The 19429-nt window shown below is 39.9% G+C and carries 16 protein-coding genes; 3 read left to right on the top strand and 13 right to left on the bottom strand.

Annotation, left to right across the window (positions count from 1 at the left end):
• Window positions 1-156: 156 nt before the first annotated feature.
• Window positions 157-933, bottom strand: coding sequence for a Cof-type HAD-IIB family hydrolase (locus ACFFGV_RS01445; RefSeq protein WP_377344792.1), 777 nt, complete (start codon window positions 931-933; stop codon window positions 157-159).
• A 698-nt stretch (window positions 934-1631) separates the two neighbouring features.
• Between ACFFGV_RS01445 and ACFFGV_RS01440 the strand changes: the two genes are divergently transcribed.
• Both ACFFGV_RS01440 and rnjA read left to right on the top strand, forming a co-directional pair.
• Window positions 1632-1841, top strand: coding sequence for a DNA-dependent RNA polymerase subunit epsilon (locus tag ACFFGV_RS01440; RefSeq protein WP_377344788.1), 210 nt, complete (start codon window positions 1632-1634; stop codon window positions 1839-1841).
• Window positions 1842-1844: 3 nt separating this feature from the next.
• Window positions 1845-3512 carry a ribonuclease J1 gene (gene rnjA, locus ACFFGV_RS01435; protein WP_377344787.1) on the top strand — a complete coding sequence of 556 codons (1668 nt, stop codon included), beginning with the start codon at window positions 1845-1847 and terminating at the stop codon, window positions 3510-3512.
• A gap of 96 nt (window positions 3513-3608) precedes the next feature.
• Here the strand turns inward: rnjA and ACFFGV_RS01430 are convergent, their stop codons facing one another.
• The 4 genes from ACFFGV_RS01430 to ACFFGV_RS01415 form a co-directional block, all read right to left on the bottom strand.
• Window positions 3609-5330 carry a pyruvate oxidase gene (locus ACFFGV_RS01430; protein ID WP_377344786.1) on the bottom strand — a complete coding sequence of 574 codons (1722 nt, stop codon included), beginning with the start codon at window positions 5328-5330 and terminating at the stop codon, window positions 3609-3611.
• A 326-nt stretch (window positions 5331-5656) separates the two neighbouring features.
• Complete coding sequence (locus ACFFGV_RS01425) at window positions 5657-6325, bottom strand: potassium channel family protein (protein ID WP_377344785.1); 669 nt, start codon at window positions 6323-6325, stop codon at window positions 5657-5659.
• 187 nt (window positions 6326-6512) lie between these two features.
• Window positions 6513-7526: a cytochrome d ubiquinol oxidase subunit II gene (locus tag ACFFGV_RS01420; RefSeq protein ID WP_377344784.1), complete on the bottom strand. Its 1014-nt coding sequence runs from the start codon at window positions 7524-7526 to the stop codon at window positions 6513-6515.
• Window positions 7523-8878, bottom strand: a complete 1356-nt coding sequence (locus ACFFGV_RS01415) for a cytochrome ubiquinol oxidase subunit I (RefSeq protein ID WP_377344783.1) — start codon at window positions 8876-8878, stop codon at window positions 7523-7525. Before ACFFGV_RS01415 ends, ACFFGV_RS01420 begins: the two co-directional genes overlap by 4 nt.
• Window positions 8879-9224: 346 nt before the next feature.
• Between ACFFGV_RS01415 and ACFFGV_RS01410 the strand changes: the two genes are divergently transcribed.
• Window positions 9225-9521, top strand: coding sequence for a spore morphogenesis/germination protein YwcE (locus ACFFGV_RS01410; RefSeq protein WP_377344782.1), 297 nt, complete (start codon window positions 9225-9227; stop codon window positions 9519-9521).
• A 52-nt stretch (window positions 9522-9573) separates the two neighbouring features.
• On the opposite strand, the gene qoxD is transcribed toward ACFFGV_RS01410, so the two are convergent.
• The 8 genes from qoxD to ACFFGV_RS01370 all read right to left on the bottom strand — a co-directional run bounded on the left by qoxD (window position 9574) and on the right by ACFFGV_RS01370 (window position 18726).
• A complete protein-coding gene (gene qoxD, locus ACFFGV_RS01405; RefSeq protein WP_377344781.1) occupies window positions 9574-9885 on the bottom strand; it encodes a cytochrome aa3 quinol oxidase subunit IV in 312 nt (103 codons plus the stop codon).
• The gene (gene qoxC / locus ACFFGV_RS01400; protein ID WP_377344780.1) at window positions 9886-10497 is read right to left on the bottom strand and encodes a cytochrome aa3 quinol oxidase subunit III; all 612 of its coding nucleotides are present in this window, start codon (window positions 10495-10497) and stop codon (window positions 9886-9888) included.
• 3 nt (window positions 10498-10500) lie between these two features.
• On the bottom strand, window positions 10501-12453 hold the full coding sequence (qoxB, locus tag ACFFGV_RS01395) for a cytochrome aa3 quinol oxidase subunit I (protein ID WP_377344779.1): 1953 nt from the start codon (window positions 12451-12453) through the stop codon (window positions 10501-10503).
• A gap of 18 nt (window positions 12454-12471) precedes the next feature.
• Window positions 12472-13356 (bottom strand): cytochrome aa3 quinol oxidase subunit II, encoded by an 885-nt coding sequence (gene qoxA, locus ACFFGV_RS01390; RefSeq protein ID WP_377344778.1) that lies wholly within the window; start codon window positions 13354-13356, stop codon window positions 12472-12474.
• A gap of 440 nt (window positions 13357-13796) precedes the next feature.
• Window positions 13797-15647: an ABC transporter ATP-binding protein gene (locus ACFFGV_RS01385; RefSeq protein ID WP_377344777.1), complete on the bottom strand. Its 1851-nt coding sequence runs from the start codon at window positions 15645-15647 to the stop codon at window positions 13797-13799.
• A 13-nt stretch (window positions 15648-15660) separates the two neighbouring features.
• Window positions 15661-17418 (bottom strand): ABC transporter ATP-binding protein, encoded by a 1758-nt coding sequence (locus tag ACFFGV_RS01380; RefSeq protein ID WP_377344776.1) that lies wholly within the window; start codon window positions 17416-17418, stop codon window positions 15661-15663.
• A 223-nt stretch (window positions 17419-17641) separates the two neighbouring features.
• Window positions 17642-18091: a TlpA family protein disulfide reductase gene (locus ACFFGV_RS01375; RefSeq protein WP_377344774.1), complete on the bottom strand. Its 450-nt coding sequence runs from the start codon at window positions 18089-18091 to the stop codon at window positions 17642-17644.
• A 92-nt stretch (window positions 18092-18183) separates the two neighbouring features.
• Window positions 18184-18726, bottom strand: coding sequence for a peroxiredoxin (locus tag ACFFGV_RS01370; RefSeq protein ID WP_377344772.1), 543 nt, complete (start codon window positions 18724-18726; stop codon window positions 18184-18186).
• Window positions 18727-19429 lie beyond the last annotated feature (703 nt).

The following is a 19429-nucleotide window of genomic DNA, read 5'->3' as shown; positions in this document are numbered from 1 at the left end:
CTTGGCCTGTAAACATTCTTTTACTCAACAAGACCATCCCCCATATATTTAGTTAATTCTAAGTATACATAAAAGTACCCTATAGAGAGACTTTTTTTAAGTGTCTACTCTATAGGGTACATTTTACTCTACAATAAAGGCCAGGAGTTTTTTATACTATTTCAATAACCCAACTAGTTTAAATCCGTGAGTAAGTCCATCCTCTTCCACATGTTTGGTAATGACGTCTGCTATTTGTTTGAGCTCTGGCTGCGCATTCCCCATCGCTACCCCTACATGTGCAAACTGAATCATTTCCGTGTCATTTAATCCATCTCCGAACGCAATGGTATCTTCTTTAGCGAAGCCTGTTCTTTCAATAAACTTCTCAATTCCTATTGCTTTAGAACCTCCACTCGGCAGTACATCTACAGAATAGTCGTGCCACCTTATAAAGTCGAGTTGGTTATGTCCCTTAAAATAGGACTCCTCTTCTCCTTTCTCACAGAAAAGAAGTGCCTGATGGATATGGTTGTTATGATAAAAGCTGGAATCGATTTCAGGGTAGGAGAACTTCAAACTAGCGAGACTCTCTTCAATAAATGGATGTTCTCCTACTGATGCTCTCATTCCTGATTGATTTAAGAACACCATCGGATGACCAGATTGAATAGCTTCATCATGTAAACCCTTAATATGCTCCATCATTAAAGGATTCTCATATACAACTTCATCTTCGAATACAACATATTGGCCGTTAAAGCTTATATAGGAATGGATATCCAGCTCTTTTCGTAAATGCTCAAACATAAAAGGTGCTCTTCCAGTTGCGATAGCCACATGAATTCCGCTATCCTTCAACTGTTGTATAGATTGCTTGGATTGATCTGGAATTTGCTTTCTTTCATCTAATATCGTCCCATCAATATCTAGAAAAACGATAGGATTCTTCATCATTAACCCCTCCGATTCAATACATAGGTTATGTGCTAAGATGCTTGTACTCATGTAAAGGTTTTCCGACCTCTATTGTATCATCATTGTATAGAAATAACAGAAGAAATTGTTCCTATTCCTTTATGTAAGCAAAGTGATTTGCCAGTAGCTAGCAAAGCTCTTCATTTTACTGAATTTTTATGGAAGGGATTACTCCAGAACCGAATAGTTGAAATAAATATCATAATAGAAAAAATAAATTATATGTAAGCTATTCAGGAAACATGAGCATAATAATGGGTAAGATGCCCAAAGGCACGGGTTTTGTACTTCCTTTAGTCCAGTTTAAACAGGTTGTAAAAATAAAGAATTTAAAATTCTCTACTACCTGACTATTCAATTCTATAGGAAAAGATACTATACTAGTAGTAAGAGGGAAATGATCGGCAGAACGTTTTTTTTATACAGCTTTTCTTCGTATAAGGAAAGGGGTTGTATGATATAATGTTAAAACGTTTGAAGGAAAAGCTTAAGAAGCGTTTGAAAGACATAATGAGTCGCAAATTGCTAGCTTAACATATCTTAAAGTAAATTCGTTTCAACTTTAACCTTCTCTTGATGTGCATTATATCATTACCATACAAAGCCAAAACGTGCTATCATTGGAACAAGGACAAGAATACGGAAATAACCAGGATGTTAGGAGAGATCGAATTATGATTTATAAAGTACTCTATCAGGAGGAGTCTAAGGAAGCACCAGTACGTGAACGCACTACATGCACTTATGTGGATGCTGAAACAGAACGTGAAGTACGTACCAAACTAGCCGATCGCAAATTAAATATTGAATATATTCAAGCTTTGGATGAGGATCATTTAGCTTATGAGCAGCAATCCGAAGACTTCAAAGTGGAGAATCTATAGTCCATGAAATTTGTTAAAAACGACCAAACCGCTGTTTTTGCACTAGGTGGTCTTGGTGAAATCGGAAAGAACACATACGGAGTACAATTCCAGGATGAAATCGTCCTCATCGACGCGGGGATTAAATTCCCAGACGATGAACTGCTTGGTATTGACTATGTGATTCCTGATTACACTTACCTAGTTCAAAACCAGGATAAGATTAAAGGACTATTTGTAACTCACGGGCATGAGGACCATATCGGCGGTATCCCATTCTTGTTGAGAGAATTAAACATCCCTATTTATGGGGGTAAATTAGCGATCGGACTTATTAAAAATAAACTGGAAGAACACGGGCTTTTACGAAATGCGAAACTTCATACGGTTCAAGAAGACGACGTTATCAAATTCCGTAAAACATCTGTGACTTTCTTCCGTACTACGCACAGTATTCCTGACTCCTTGGGCATTGTAGTAAAAACACCTCCAGGAAATGTTGTACACACTGGAGACTTTAAGTTTGACTTCACCCCAGTTGGTGAACCTGCAAACTTAACCAAAATGGCTGAAATCGGCAAAGAAGGAGTATTATGCCTTCTATCCGACAGCACCAATAGTGAAGTGCCAGAATTTACGATGTCTGAACGTAAAGTTGGACAAAGTATTGATGATATTTTCAGTAAAGTTAAAGGGCGTCTTATTTTCGCCACTTTCGCTTCCAACATACACAGACTTCAGCAAGTAGTGGAAGCATCTGTTCAGCACAACAGAAAAGTAGCAGTATTTGGCCGCAGTATGGAAGCATCTATTAATATCGGGATTGAGCTTGGCTATATTCGAGCACCGAAAGATACATTTATCGACCATAGTCAAATCAATCGTCTACCGAGTCATGAAGTAACTATTCTTTGCACTGGATCACAAGGGGAGCCGATGGCCGCCCTTTCCCGTATTGCAAATGGTACTCACCGTCAGATTCAAATTATTCCTGGAGATACGGTTGTATTTTCTTCTTCCCCAATCCCAGGTAATACAGTAAGCGTGAGTCGTGTGATTAACATGCTATACCGTGCAGGTGCTGAAGTTATTCATGGTTCCTTAAACGATATTCATACCTCCGGTCACGGTGGACAGCAGGAACAGAAGCTCATGCTACGGTTAATGAAGCCGAAGTTCTTCATGCCGATTCATGGTGAATACCGGATGTTGAAAATGCACACCAAGCTAGCACAGGATATCGAGATGGATCCTAGCAATTGCTTTATTATGGACAATGGTGATGTACTTGCACTAGGCAAGGATAACGCAATGATAGCAGGTAAGATTCCTTCCGGCTCCATCTATGTGGACGGTAATGGAATTGGTGATATTGGTAATATTGTTTTACGAGATCGCCGAATCCTTTCTGAAGAAGGCTTGGTCATTGTCGTTGTGAGCATTAACATGAAGGAATTCCAGATTTCTTCAGGACCCGATATCATTTCCCGTGGGTTCGTATATATGCGCGAATCAGAAGACCTCATAAATGAAGCGCAAAAACTAGTTTCGAAGCATCTAGATAAGGTAATGGAGCGACGTACAACTCAGTGGTCTGAGATTAAGAATGAAATCACAGACACAATTGCCCCATTCCTTTACGAGAAAACAAAACGCAAACCTATGATTTTACCGATCATTATGGAGGTATAACTCTCCATAGGACGTTTGCCAACCTCTTAATAAGTACAATGCCTTTCTTATACGACAGAAGCCCCGGTTCTATTAAACCGGGGCTTTTTGTTTGTATTAAGTTAGTCGCTTCCATGCTTTTCTAATTGGAGGCGGTTCTATTTTACCCTTCTCAAAAAATTCCTTAGCTAGAAACTTACTGTATTGTAATGCTTGCTGATAGCCAATTTTACCTGGTAACGGAGCCTGGTCATCAATGCATACATCAATAATAGCTGGCTTATTAGACAAAAATGCTTTCTGCATTGCAGCATGTAAGTCTTCATATTGACTGACACGATATCCCTCTCCTCCGCAGCTTTCAGCAAATGAAGCAAAATCCATCTCCCCTAATTCAGTAGCGTAATGCTGATGGCCCATTGCTTCTTGTTCGTACTGGATCATACCTATTTTGCTGTTATTAAGCACGACTACTTTTATAGGTAATGTATATTTTACTGCCGTAGCAAAATCCTGCATTACCATGGAGAAGCCACCGTCCCCACATATAGCAATTACCTGCTTATCTGGATAAGCAATTTGACCAGCAATAGCCCCAGGAAGCCCACACCCCATAGTAGCCAACCAGCCTGATATGACCATTCTTTGATGTACGAGCGGTAGGAATCTTGTCATCCATACTGTCACATTACCAACATCACTGGACACAATAGCATCCTCGCTCATCACCTTCTCCAATGCATGCATAACCTGTGGTGCTACAAGCGGGTTAGTGGTTTCTCTTTTCTGCATTTGCACACCCACACGCCATTCCTGCATTTGCTGTTGATATTTTTCCAGGTGGCTATGATTTTCCAGTTTTCTAACGTTTGCAGCGAGCCACTGCAATGTTTTAGCACTATCCCCAGCTAAGCCGATATCCACCGGGTAATGATTTCCAATTCTATTGGGATCTCTATCTATTTGAATGGCCTTCGTTTGATCAGGCAGAAAATCACGGTAAGGAAAGGAAGTCCCTATTAGTATTAACAAATCTGTTTCTTTAACAGCATGATACGCTGGCTTTGTACCTATTTGTCCATGCTGACCGAGATTATAAGGATGATTATCAGGTATAATCCCTTTAGCTAGCAACGAAAGCACTATAGGCGCTTGAATATTTTCTGCAAAGGCTAATAGTTCTTCTGATGCATGAGCAGCGCCCTTTCCAGCTAATATAACCGGCTTTTCGGCTTGTTGTATCGCTTCTCGTGCTTCTGTTAATGTATCGTGTGAAGGAAATATATCCGCTTCCCCTAAGGTGGAGGAGGTCAATGCTGGTTTGGATTTTTGTTTTACTGCAGATAAATCATCGGGAATGATTAACACTGCTGGACCCTTATTTACGTATGCAGATCGGATTGCTTGATTTACGAGATCTGGTAATTGTTCTGCACTTTGTACTCGTCTATTATAGACCGCCACTCCATCAAACATCCGCTCTAAATTGACTTCTTGAAAGGCTCCAGTACCAACTTCTTCACTAGGCACTTGACCAACTAGTGCTATTACGGGTGCTTTATCTCCTTTAGCATCATATAGTCCGTTTAATAAGTGAATAGCACCAGGACCCCCAATGGACAAGCACGCTCCTACATTTCCGGTTAGCTTCGCGTAGGCAGCTGCCGATAATGCACCAACTTCTTCGTGACGAACTTGATAGAAGGGTATGTCTGCTTCCCTTTTGCGGAGGTCACTCATTAGCTCATTTATAGAGTCACCAGGCATACCATAAATGTGATTAATCCCCCATTCTAGTAATACATCAATCAATAATTCTCCAGTTCGTTTTTCAAACAAGGCTCGTCATCCTTTCTCCAAATTACGGTAATAAGCTGTCTTTATTACGTATTACCTTAATGTTGGAAAAGGAAACCACTTGCCTTCATTTATGTACAATTTTGTAGCCAAAGCCTTACTTATACTAAGTAATGTAACAAAAAAACCCATAGAAAAACCATCAACTGGCTTTCCTATGGGCATATTAAGTATTATATATTGTATTCGCCTCGTTCAACTCGTTTGTAAATGGGTTGATTGGAAGTTGTTGACCTCATATTGACATAATGGAGCCTGGTACTATCAATGTATAATTCGGTACACCAACCATCCAGACACGTCTTTACTTAGTCATCATCAGCAACAAGGTTTTTCTCAAATCTGGAGATGTCCCTGTCTTCTCCGATAATGATAAGGATATCTCCGTCTAGGATAGTTTCTGTTGCCATCGGAGAAACATTAATTTCTCTATCTCGTTTAATACCGACAACGTTACAACCATAACGAGCGCGGATATCTAAATCAACTAATGTCTTACCTATCATCTTATGCCCGGCCTTCACCTCTACTACAGAGTGATCGTCGGACAATTCCAAATAGTCCAATACGTTATTAGAGATAATGTTATGAGCTATACGCTTCCCCATATCTCTTTCTGGATGAACAACCTGGTCTGCCCCAATTTTATTCAATACCTTTTCGTGGTAGTCGTTCTGAGCCTTTACTGTAATTTTCTTTATTCCTAACTCCTTTAACATTAATGTACTGAGAATACTGGCCTGGATATTATCACCAATCGCAACGATTACATGGTCAATATTTCTAATTCCGAGCTCCTTTAACACATTCTCATCGGTAGAGTCAGCGATAACAGCATGGGAAGCAATGTCTTTATATTCATTCACTTTGTCTTCATCAACATCAATGGCCAGTACTTCCATTCCTTCACGACTAAGCTCCTTACAAATACTTCCCCCAAAGCGACCAAGGCCAATTACGGCATATTCTTTCTTCATAACCCTTAACCCCCATCTTCTATCCCTATCTATTATCATTATACGTTAAATATGTTGTAGGTAATCATACCGATACAAGTCTATCACAAAAGGCAAGAGAAAAGAAGGTACACCTGCTTCCCACTTATACATTTCTAAAGAAACCAAAAACACATCCCTGCTACATTAGCAAGAGATGTGTTGTTAGTTATTTTTTTCCTTTTACATAGTCTGCATCGAATAGGAACATACGTAACAAAAGGATTAACGATGGTATTAAAAGCAGCAGTCCTGCTATAAATGCGATAACAAGGGCAAGGCCCATCGCATCATTTGTTACCCCGCTTTCTAACGTAATATAAGGGGTTAACAGGTACGGTAAATGAGCAGCGCCATATCCAAAGAATGCGAAAAAGAATTGCATCATTACGAAGATAAAGGCGAGTCCGAAGTTTTTCTTCTGATAGATAAGGAAAACAGCACCAAGGAAAAAGGCTACCGATATTCCAAACATCCACCAGAGGTCGAGCATCTTTTCGAAATGCTCATTATTATGCTGACTCATTGCAATGAACGTAGTAAGACTGGCAATGATAGTCGGAGAACTCCAAAAGAGCACATACTTTCGCATTAATTCCCGAGCATCCATATCGTTTGCTCGATTCGCATAAAAGGTTAGAAATGCAGAACTAATGTACAGTACGGACACAATTGCTAGAAATACTACACTCCAGGAATAAGGGCTTGTTAAGAGCTCACCTGTTAATAACCGTACGCCGTCTGCCGTTTCCTCAATAAAACCTCCTTCTGAGATGGTTAACGCTGTTGATAGAGCTGCTGGGATAAACAGCCCAGTAGCTCCATATAAGAACATATACACATTACTTTGCTTCGATCCATAATTCTCAAAGGCATAAAAGGAGCCGCGAATTGCTAATAGGATAATGGCAATACTCCCCGGTACTAACAGCGTCTGACCGTAGTAATAAGCGGTGTCGGGAAAGAAGCCGACTAGTCCAACGAAAAAGAATACAAAGAACACGTTCGTAACTTCCCATACCGGTGACAAATAACGAGATATTAATTTATTTATAATGTGATCTTGCTTTGTCTGCTTTGCATAATAGGCAAAAAATCCGGCACCGAAATCAATAGATGCAACAATTAAATACCCATACAAAAATATCCAAAGGACTGTAATTCCGATTAATTCATAACTCATTCTTTACCACCTCCATCCGCAATTTCAGGATAGCGGTGCTCTAATTCAGCTTCAGCCGGATTATCCTTGAACAATTTACGGAGCACTAGTGTGCAAATGGTTCCAAGCAAAATGTAGAGCAATAAGAATAGCAGGAACATCCATCCGACATGCGGGGAAGTTGTCGCTCCTTCCACTACCTTCATATAACCTCTTAGAATCCAAGGCTGGCGACCTACTTCTGCATATATCCAGCCAAATTCAATTGCAAGCATAGCCAGTGGACCATTTAACACAATCAACCACAATAGCCATTTATTATGCTCACTCCAGCGCTTAAATCTAGACAGTACTAAATATAAGAAAGAAACACCAAGTGCATACATGCCTAACGAGACCATCAAATCGAACATGTAATGAATCCATAGGGGCGGCTGTTCATCTTCAGGTATTTGATCTAATCCTGTTACTTCGCTGTTAAAATCTCCGTGAGCTAAAAAGCTGAGTGCATTAGGTATTCGTATCTCATTTTTTATTTCGTTGTCCTCTGAGAGTGTACCGAATAAAACTAAGTCAGCTCCTTCCTCAGTATCAAAGTGCCATTCTCCGGCAGCCAGTTTTTCAGGCTGTTCCTCAGCTAAGAATTTCGCAGACAAATCCCCTGCTACAGCCGTTAAGATAGCAAACAAAAACGTGGCTGTCATAGTAAGCTTTAAAGCCTTTTTATGATAATCAGTAGACTTATTCTTCAAAATAATAAACGCTGTAATAGCTGCAAGAATAGCTGCAGATGTTAAATAGCTCGAAGCTAAGACATGAAACACCTTTGTCGGCGTTGCAGGATTAAACATAGCCTCCAGCGGCTGCAGATTTACAAGCGTTTTTCCTTCCAGGTCAAATCCTTGCGGTGTATTCATAAACGCATTGACCGTTGTAATGAAGAATGCAGAAAGTGCTCCACCTACAAATACAGGGATGGATAATAGCCAATGATAAATGGGCTTCTTAAACCGGTCCCATGTGTACAAATAAGCTCCGAGGAAAATAGCCTCAAAGAAAAAAGCAAATGTTTCAAGGAATAATGGTAAGCTTATCACTTTCCCTGCTATTTGCATAAAGCTTGGCCATAATAAAGACAGTTGTAGTCCAATGGCTGTGCCTGTCACAACCCCCACTGCTACCGTAATAATAAAGCCTCTTGTCCATCTTCTAGCTAAAAGCGTGTAGTGTGCATCGTTTTTCTTTATACCGATAAACTCAGCGATGGAGATCATAAGCGGAACTCCAACTCCGATGGTTGCAAATATAATATGAAAGCCTAATGTCATAGACGTTAACATTCTGCTTAACATTGCACTATCTAGTTCCATCATCTAGCTGCCTCCCCTTGTTACCTAATCATTGTTAAAGTACTTATTAAAGTGAATTCTATTATCTAATACCCTTAAGGATAAAGGATGCAAACGAAATAATGGTGAATAACTGATGACAATTTTGTGACTCATTTCACATTATATGTGATTAACTTCACATTATTTCTCGTATCTCCAGTCTAAAGAATAGTCTTATAGGATACAAGAGATATGCATAGATATATATGTGACAATATAGTGAAGAATATTGAATGAAAGGGTTTTCAATCAATGAAAATATTGGTATAGTGTTGATAAGATAAAGTTCACAAAATAGACACAATTGCCACGAAGGAGTGGATTATAAATGGATGTCTTACTAGTTTATGTTATATTCGCAACCATCACCCCCCTATTCTTATGGCTGGAGCATCGTACAACAGCTCTAATTCAGCTTCCTCTTATCGTTGGAATGTGGGCATACTTTATTGTTGAGTTTGCCTCTCTATCTGTTACAGGGCTTGCCTATACGTCTCTGCTCATTCTATTTATGTTAAATATCGTATATGCGCACTATGCCTTCTATATCGTTTTCTTCCAGCAAGAGCAGACACGCAACAGAATTTTCGATAAGATGCCTTTCATCACAAAACGAATTTCGTAACTTCACATCAATAATACAGCCCATCCTCTGTAAGGATGGGCTGTTTCGTCTGCTACATATTCATTCCGCTCATCATTGCATTCATAACCCATACAGAGCCACCTACAATGATAACGCCTATAATCGCACTATACACCATAGTACCTATTTGCGTATTGCTATCTCCTTCTCTAATGTGCATGAACATGAATAGCTGGATTCCAGCTTGAACAAGAGCAAGGATTAATATCGTCCAAAGAATCATTGTTGTGGTGAAGCTTGAGTATAAAGCAACCCAAACGGCAATAAGCGTTAATACAATTGAAGATGCGAAGCCGATTACGTGACTCCATGGGAAATGATCATGATTTTGCTGATTACTCATTTACATCACCATCCCTGTTAAATACACACCTGTGAAGATGAAGATCCACACGACATCCAAGAAGTGCCAGTATAAGGAAATAATGAACGCTTTCCTAGCAGTAGTGGTGTTAAGACCATGACGTGCTAATTGGATTAAAATCATTATCATCCAGCCAATACCTAAACTCACGTGAGCCCCGTGGGTGCCAAGCAGTGTGAAGAAGCTAGTCCAATAGGCACTCGTTTGCATGGTGGCACCCTCGTGGACATAGTGGATAAATTCTTCAATTTCAAAGTATAAGAACCCTAACCCTAGTAACAGCGTCAAGATAAACCAAATCATGAGGCCCTTCTTATTGCCCCGCCGCATCTCATGGATAGCTAAACCACATGTAAAACTACTTGTAAGAAGGATGAACGTTTCAATAAGGACACCCTTTATTTCAAATAATTCTGCTGGACCTGGGCCATCTGCCAAGCGTCCGGTTAAGACGAAATAGGCAGCAAATAATGTTCCAAAAAGAGCAACTTCTGCTCCTAGGAATATCCAAAATCCGAGGATATTTAAACGGTTCTTTTCCGTTTGTAATTCAAGCGGCTTATTTGGATCTATTGCTTCTGCATGTCCCATTGATTACGCCTCCTCTCCGCGCACCTTGCGCTCTGTTTCTTTAATTTCTTCCACCTCGACATGGTAGCCTTCATCAGGATCAAAGGAACGGATTATCATTGTAATAATCGTACCCACTGCTCCGAGAATGGCCATCCACATCCATTCAAATACAAGTCCAAAACCGGAAATGAATAAGAAGGTGGACATGATAATTGGCACACTAGAGTAATCCGGCATGTGAATCGGCTCTAACTCTTCTTTATCTAAGTCCAATTCTGCTTTTCCTTGTTTCTTCATATCCCAATACGGATCAAGTCCTTGTACTTCAGGAGTCTTAGCAAAGTTATAGAAAGGTACAGGAGCCGGAGTAGCCCATTCTAGCGTTCTACCATCCCATGGATCGCCTGTTGTAATTCTTTCTGAGTAACGAACACTATAATAAATATTGTACACTAGCACAATAAATCCTAGTGCCATTAAAGCCCCACCGATGGAAGCCACAAAGTTTAACTCGAAGAAGCCTGATTCTTCTGTGTACGTATGCACACGCCTTGGCATCCCGGCAAACCCTAAGAAATACATCGGGAAGAAGCAAACGTTAAATCCAATGACAAATAACCAGAAACTTACTTTCCCTATTTTCTCATTAAGCTTATGTCCGAACATTTTCGGATACCAGTAATACAGTCCTGCGAAACATGAAAATACAGTACCGGATATCAACACATAGTGGAAGTGAGATACTAGGAAATATGTGTTGTGATATTGATAGTCAGCTGCTGCCATAGAAAGCATAACACCTGTTACCCCGCCAATGACAAAGTTCGGGATGAAGGCAAGTGCCCATAGCATAGCTGTATTAATCTTAATTCGGCCTTTATACATAGTAAATAGCCAATTGAAAATTTTCACACCCGTTGGAATCGAAATCGCCATTGTCGTAACGGAGAAGAACGAGTTAACAGATGCATCAGCACCCATAGTGAAGAAGTGGTGCACCCATACGATAAAGCTTAACAGTGCAATAACTACCATAGAATACACCATAGCCTTGTAACCGAATAGATTTTTTCGGGAAAACGTACTGATTATTTCAGAGAATATCCCGAAAGCAGGCAATATAACGATATACACTTCAGGATGTCCCCAAATCCAGAATAGGTTGGCCCATAACATCGGCATCCCGTCATTCATTAATGTAAAGAAGTGGGAGCCGAATATTCTGTCCATCGTCATCATAGCAAGTGCTACCGTTAGGACTGGGAAGGCAAAGATTATTAGAATACATGTAATGGCAGTAGACCATGTAAACATTGGCATGCGCATTAAGGTCATGCCAGGGGCACGCATTCTAAGAATCGTGACAAGGAAGTTAATTCCCGTCAATAATGTTCCAATACCAGCTACCTGTATTCCAAGCAGATAAAAATTCTGCCCAGGCCCTGGACTGAAATCATTATTAGCCAGTGGTACGTAAGACGTCCAACCCGCAGATGGGGAGCCCCCAATAACGAATGACACGTTAAACAGCATAGCCCCCATGAAGAATGTCCAGAAACTTACCGAGTTCAAGAAAGGGAATGCCATATCTCTAGCTCCAATTTGCAAAGGAACAACGATATTCATAAGTCCAATTAAAAACGGCATAGCCATAAAGATAATCATAATGGTACCGTGCGTGGTGAAAATCTCGTTATAGTGCTGAGAATCTAGAAACCCAGATTCCGGAAATGTTAATTGTGCCCTCATCAGCATAGCATCTACGCCTGCACGGAATAGCATCAATACAGCCGATAAAATGTACATGACACCTAGTTTTTTATGGTCAACGGTGGTAAGCCATTCTTTCCAAAGCCACGTCCATTTGTGATATTTTGTTAATACAAAAACAACACCGATCATGGTCAGGACGATAGAAACTTGAGCTCCGTAAATCAACGGCTCACCTGTGACGAAAAATTCATCTAATTTCATCTGTTATCGCCTCCTTCATCAGTGTGATAATGCTTCTTCTGGATCGTAGCCTTGTCGTTCATATGCTTCAAATACGTATTCTGCATTTTTAGCATGGTTTACGTATTCAAGGTGTGTAGACGAGTATGCCTGTGGATCTACGTGTCCTGGAATAAGCAATTCATCATACTGTGATTGTGTTAGCTTTGGTGCTTCTTCTTGCGTCTGCTCTACCCATGCAGAGAATTCCTCTGGAGTTTGAGCAAATACTTCGAAGCGTTGTTCTGTGAACCCTCTACCTGTGAAGTTCGCATTTCTTCCTTTATAAACTCCTGGCTCATCAGCTTGTAGGTACAATTCATTCATCATACCAGCCATATTATATTCCTGTCCTCCAAGACGCGGAATCCATAGTGCAGCCATAGAGTCTGCAGAGGTTAATTTAAATAAAATAGGGCGATCCTCTGGTATATGAAGGTAATTTACCGTTTCAATCCCTTGCTCCGGATAAGTAAAGAACCATTTCCAATCTGCAGAAGTAGCATGGATAACGAGCGGTTCCTTGTCTTTGGAGCTTTCTGGAGGTTCCTCCAATTGATATATCGTCCTAACAGTTGGCACTGCTAAAAGAATTACAATAATGACCGGAATGCCAGTCCAAAAAATCTCAAGCCATGTGTTCCCCTCTATCTCTTCAGGCTCGTGATCCTCATACCCAGGACGCTCCCTGTATCGCACAATCATAAATGCAAACAATGCAAATACAACTGCTACGATGACAAGCATCAAGAAGATAGACCAAAAGATAAGATCTTTTTGCGCTTCCCCTACTGGCCCTTTTGGATCTAGTACGGGCAGTGAGCTACATCCACTTAGAAACAGTACCAGTGAGCTAAGCAAAAAAGAGTGCTTTAACAACTTCATGTATTGTCACCTACCTTAAAATTCTAATAAGTATTAATTCATCAAGAATGTGTCTTATATTTAAAGAGGATTTCATTAGCCAAAATCCCCTCATGCCATAATACCAGAACATCCAGACCTGTTACCGGTTGCATTTAAATATGTCATAATTTCGTCACTAAATTAGAAGTAAGTGGGAAATACGGGATTAAACTCCTTAATATCTCAAAATATTAATAAAATGTGACAGTTTTTTGAAAGGATTTATCAGTAAAGGTTGTAAAAGGAGGTGTCGATAATTACGAAAGGGATAACGGGGGAAAGGGGGTGTAGCATCCCACTTAGAGATGGCAGCTACTAATAGGAGTTTGGTTAGATAAGGGTTAACGGTAACCATAACATTGCTTAACATGTACCCTTACATAAAAAAATCACCATCCCCCGCAGGAATGGTGATTACCTTACATAGCATCCAACATTTGAAATTGAGTTTTTACAAGGTCAAAATACTCTCCTTGTAACGCCATCAGCTCTTGGTGAGAACCTTGTTCTAAAATCTTTCCGTGCTCTAGAACAAAGATAGTATCTGCTTCCCGTATAGTTGATAAACGGTGGGCAATAATGATTGCTGTGCGTCCCTTTAACAGTTTTTGCAGGGCTTGCTGGATTTTCTTTTCAGTTTCCGTATCTATGCTTGCTGTAGCTTCATCTAAAATTAAAATTCGAGGATTAGCTAGCAATGCTCGAGCAAAGGAGAGCAGCTGGCGTTCCCCGGCAGATAATACATTTCCTCGTTCTTCTACTTCTGTTTCATATCCATTTCCGAGGCGTTGAATAAAATCATCCGCTCCTACCACTTTAGCAGCTTCTACGACTTCTTCGTCGGTTGCATCCGGACGTCCAAACCGAATATTTTCCATAATCGTTCCGGAAAAAATAAATGTATCTTGCAGCACAACGCTAATTTGCTGACGTACGGAGTGGATTTGCACATCTTGTAAATCATGACCGTCGATTTTTACACTGCCCTTTGTCGGATCATAAAACCTACTGATTAAATTAGCTATAGTGGACTTTCCGCTTCCGGTATGTCCCACTAAAGCAACCGTCTCTCCTTGTTTCATTTCCAAATTTATATCATGAAGTGCAATGCGATCTTCATCATAGGCAAACTGTACATGATCAAATGTAATATGCCCTTTCATATTCTCTAGGGATACAGCATCAGATTTTTCTTCCACGTTTGGCTCCTCATCAAGGAATTCAAAAATTCGTTCAGATGCTGCCATAGCCATTAATAACTGATTATACATTTGACCTAATCTTGAAATAGGCTCCCAGAACATTCCTAAGAAGAACGCAAAGGATACAAAGGTACCAATCGTTATCCCGCCATTTTCCGGTCCTTGTATGATGAGATAGGCTCCAAAAGATATAAGAATAACAGTACCAATTGCATTACTCATTTCTACAAACGGTCTGAACATCGCACTTTTTTTCGTTGCGTTACGCCAGCTTTCAAAATTATCCGTATTAACACCATCGAAGTATTCTGTATTCTCTTGCTCCTGAGAGAAAGATTGTGTTATACGAATTCCTTGAATGCTCTCATTCAAATGAGAATTCAAGCGTGACTGTTGAATGCGTACATCCTGCCAGGACCGTCTGATTCGTTTTCGCATTTTGGTAGAAATGAAAAACATAATAGGCAGAATAACCATAATAGCAAGAGCAAGCTTAGGGCTTAGTACAAACAATATAATGAAAATACCGAATAATGTAACTATATCCATTAACAAATTGATAATTCCGTTCGTAAATAGCTCTTGCAAGGAGTTAATGTCATTCATGATACGAACTAAAATGGACCCAGCGCTTCGAGAATCAAAAAAACGATGCGATAAGCGCTGCACATGCGAAAATAGGTGCTTTCGAAGGTCATAAATTACATTTTGTCCAAGTATGTTGACCCACCTTATTCTTAGTGCATTGGCAACGTAGCTGAGAAGATACATTATTCCAATTCCAACAACTAATTGTATGAGGAGGTTCGTATCTTGTTCTTTTATCGCTACATCTATGACCACTTTACCAATAAGCACTGGTACAAGCAGACGTACGAGAGTAGAGACAAGCATAGCAAGAATGCCTAACGGGAGAAGGTTTTTGGAATATGGTTTAACGTATTCTAAAAGCCTTCTCATCTGGCTCCAGTTGAACGGCTTATCAATAGCCTGGTCCTGAGTGTATTTAAATCGTTTTAAATGGGGACTGACGTATTTGTCAGAGCCTTTAGTTCTTCTTCCAGCCATGACAATCCTCCTTTCATGAGCTTTTTGCAGCATCCATAATAGCTTCTTTATCCTGATACTGAATATCATAGATTCTTTGATAGGGACCCCCGTTTTCTAATAGCGTTTCATGGACCCCTCTTTCTACAATATTACCGTCCTCTAATACAAGAATTTCATCTGCATGCTTAATGGAAGAAATACGGTGGGCGATAATAAAGGTTGTTCTCCCCTCCATCACCTCTCGTAATGCTCGTTGAATTTGGAATTCAGTCTCCATATCCACTGCTGATGTAGCATCATCAAGTACTAAAATACTAGGGTTAATCAAGATAGCTCTGGCAATTGCAATACGTTGCTTCTGTCCACCAGATAAGCCCATCCCCCGTTCTCCTAACAACGTGTCGTATCCCTCAGGCATCTCCATAATAAAGTCGTGTGCCTGAGCACGTTTAGCAGCATCCATAATGTCTTCCATTTCTGCTTTCGGATTACCATAAGCGATGTTCTCTTTGATAGTGGTGGAAAACAAGAAGGATTCTTGTAAGACAAAACCAATATTACTTCGCAATTCCTTTAATGCGTATTCGTGAACTGGCTTACCATCGATAAGGACTTCTCCCTCACCTGGCTCATAAAATCGAGTTATTAACTGCGTAATACTCGTTTTGCCTGAACCTGTTGCACCGATTAATCCTATTGTTTTACCAGGAGGGGCATCAAACGTTATATCTTTCAGTGCTTGATCGTCCCCTTCTTCATATTTTAGAGTGACATGATTAAATTGCACATGACCATCTAATCTAGTCTTCTTTACAGGTGCATTTATTTCTTGTATATCCTCTGAAGCTTCTAATATTTCTAGCAAGCGCTCACCTGATGCTTTCGCCTGTGAGAATAGGTTAATAACAAAGCCTAAATTCATTAATGGTCCTAAAATGTACCAAACCAGGCTGAAGAAAGCGACTAATTCACCATATTTTAATTCTCCACCCATCACTAGATAGCCACCGTAAGCAAGCAGCGCTACTACACAAACATTACCGATAAACTCCATTAACGGAAAATATTTAGCCCAAATATTCGCTGTGCCTATATAATTTGAACGGTATTCATCATTACGATCGACAAACCGCCCAATCTCAAAGTCTTCTCGAGATAAAGATTTTACAGTGTTCATCCCGCTAATATTTTCCTGCACCCGAGTATTCATTCGACCAAACGCTTTACGAATACCACGGAATGCCGGATGAACCCGTTTATCAAATTGATAGACCACTACTCCCAGAAATGGCATGGCTGCCATGGTTACAAGCGCTAGTGGGATAGAATAGTAAAACATTACACTTAAACTGATAACAATTAGCAAAGTAATTCGAATCAGTTCAGCAAATCCAAAGGATAGAAAAAATCGAAATGCCTCTACATCTGCAGTTAAACGGGACATTAAATCCCCGGTTCTTGCGTTGTCATAGTATCGAAATGGCAGACGCTGCAGCTTCTTATACAATCCGTCCCTTAATGTATAAACAGATTTAATACCAAATAAGTCGCCGAGATATTGTTGCAGGTAAGTGGATATTCCTTTAATAATCATAAGACCGATAAACACTGCTGATATATACGGAATCAGCTCAAACTGTCCCGGCGTTACTACATCATCAATTGTTTTTTGCAGAACTACAGGATAGACAACCGTAATCCCTGTCACAAGTAGGATAAAAACAAGTGAAATGAAGAAGTAATGCTTAAAAGGTAAATAATACTCTTTCAATTTCTTAAACGTATCCATATTCCCCCTCCTTCTGGCTACGAATAATAAAGTAACGTACTACTAAATATATCGAGTTCCGAAATAAATTTCCACCGTTTTGACTTAATTTTTTCACATTTTAAAAAATTCATCCTCAAGAAGGGACTGTTGCTACTGCTTTAGACGGAGAAGTGTCCAAAAGAAATGGGACATTCAACATAAAAAATCCTGGCCCCTCACTGGAACCAGGAAATCATATTACTTATTTTTCGTTATTGCCAAGTACACGGTTAACTCGCTTTTCGAGCATTTTCATTCCGCCACCGCCAGCTTGGAAGTGACGAAGGTTGCCCTCAGAGTCGAATACATAATAGGCAGGTACATATTGGTTCTCAAAAGCATCCGTCAGAGCATGTTTATTATCCACGAAAATAGGCTGTGTAATCCCATGCTCTTGTGCTACTTCTTTAATTTGATCTATATCTAGATCTTTTTCAGAACGAGGCATATGCACAGCTACTACATTCAATTCATCACTATGACGATCACGGAAATCGTTCACGTTCGGCATTGCTTCTTTACAAGTTCCACAACTTACAGACCAGAAATGAATAAGTGTCGGTTTGCCACCAAGCAAATCTTCCTTGCTCACTTCCCCATTAATCCATTCTGTTGCTCCTGTTAATTCTGGCATTGGTGTTCTTAGTTTCATTAGATATCCTCCTTTATCAAGAAATCTCTCGATATGATGATAGGAAAAAGGTCTAACTCGTTAGTTAGACCCTGTCATTCCCTTATTGACTATTATAGAGTATCTTGACCTGGCTTCCAGTTTGCAGGGCAAAGGCTGCCAGTTTGTAGTGCTTGAAGTACGCGAAGCGTCTCATCAACGTCACGACCAACCTCATCCGGGTTAATCGTAGCATGCTTCAATTCACCTTCAGGGCTAATAATGAATAGGCCGCGAAGTGCGATACCCTCTTCTTCAATTAGTACACCATAGTCTTTAGAAACCTGATGATTTGTATCAGCAGCTAGTGGATAAGCAACATCATCTAGACCGTTCTCATCACGTCCTGTGTTAATCCATGCTAAGTGAGTGTGAACGGTGTCAGTAGATGCACCAATAACAACTGCATCTAAATCTTCAAACTCATCATAACGATCAGAGATTGCTGTAATTTCAGTTGGGCATACGAAAGTGAAGTCCATTGGATAGAAGAATAGAACTGTCCACTTATCGTTTTTCATATTTTCTTCAAGGCTTACTTTACCGAATTCTTTGTTAGCCATAACTGCGTCCATTTCAAATCGTGGCGCTTGTTTTGCTACCATACGTTCTGCCATGAGTAATCCCTCCGTTAAATTGTAAGTATTAAGGTTGAGTGAAAACACCCATGATGGCTATAAGGCTTTGTTGTTTCAACCACAATAGCTATTATAACGAAGCCATTTTTTTTAGTCAATATCAGATTAAAATTAATTTAATCTGGAAGCCACTCTGCTCATAAAGCCACCAACCGTAATCATTTTTCCCACTTCCTTTCTCATTAAACAACAAATTCCCCAACAATGGAAATAATATGCTTCCTATACAGCTAGAGATGGTAGTACATGGCATTGTTAATGCTTGTGGTTGATTTTTTCATTACAATATAATGGTGGGCGCTACGTGTATGTGATAACTTATGTAGCCTAGTTAATCAGGCTGCAATGAGGTGGTCCTAAACGAATAGGACCACCGGAAAAGGATTGTTCTCCAGATGATACTTCCCTCGAAAAATCATTAAACGTACCTTCACGATCTTGAAATGAAGTATGGATCACCCTAACGTCAGCTTGGACCTTTAACAGTGACTTTAGAATAAAACCTGATTATCCTCTAATAGCATCCTTCTGTGTACGAATATTTACTTTAAGGTTTAGAGCAATGGCAAATAGTGAATTTATTAATAGAAATCGATACAGGTGTGTTGTCGTTTTGTAGGTGTATGTTTGAAAAAGGCAAGGCATGTAAGGTATAGTATTTATCATAAGTCACTACATAATT

The sequence above is a fragment of the Pontibacillus salicampi genome (assembly GCF_042434395.1).
Classification (GTDB): Bacteria; Bacillota; Bacilli; order Bacillales; family BH030062; genus Pontibacillus; species Pontibacillus salicampi.
Note: the sequence above shows the minus strand (reverse complement) of the source record. Positions and strands in the feature narration are given on the sequence as shown.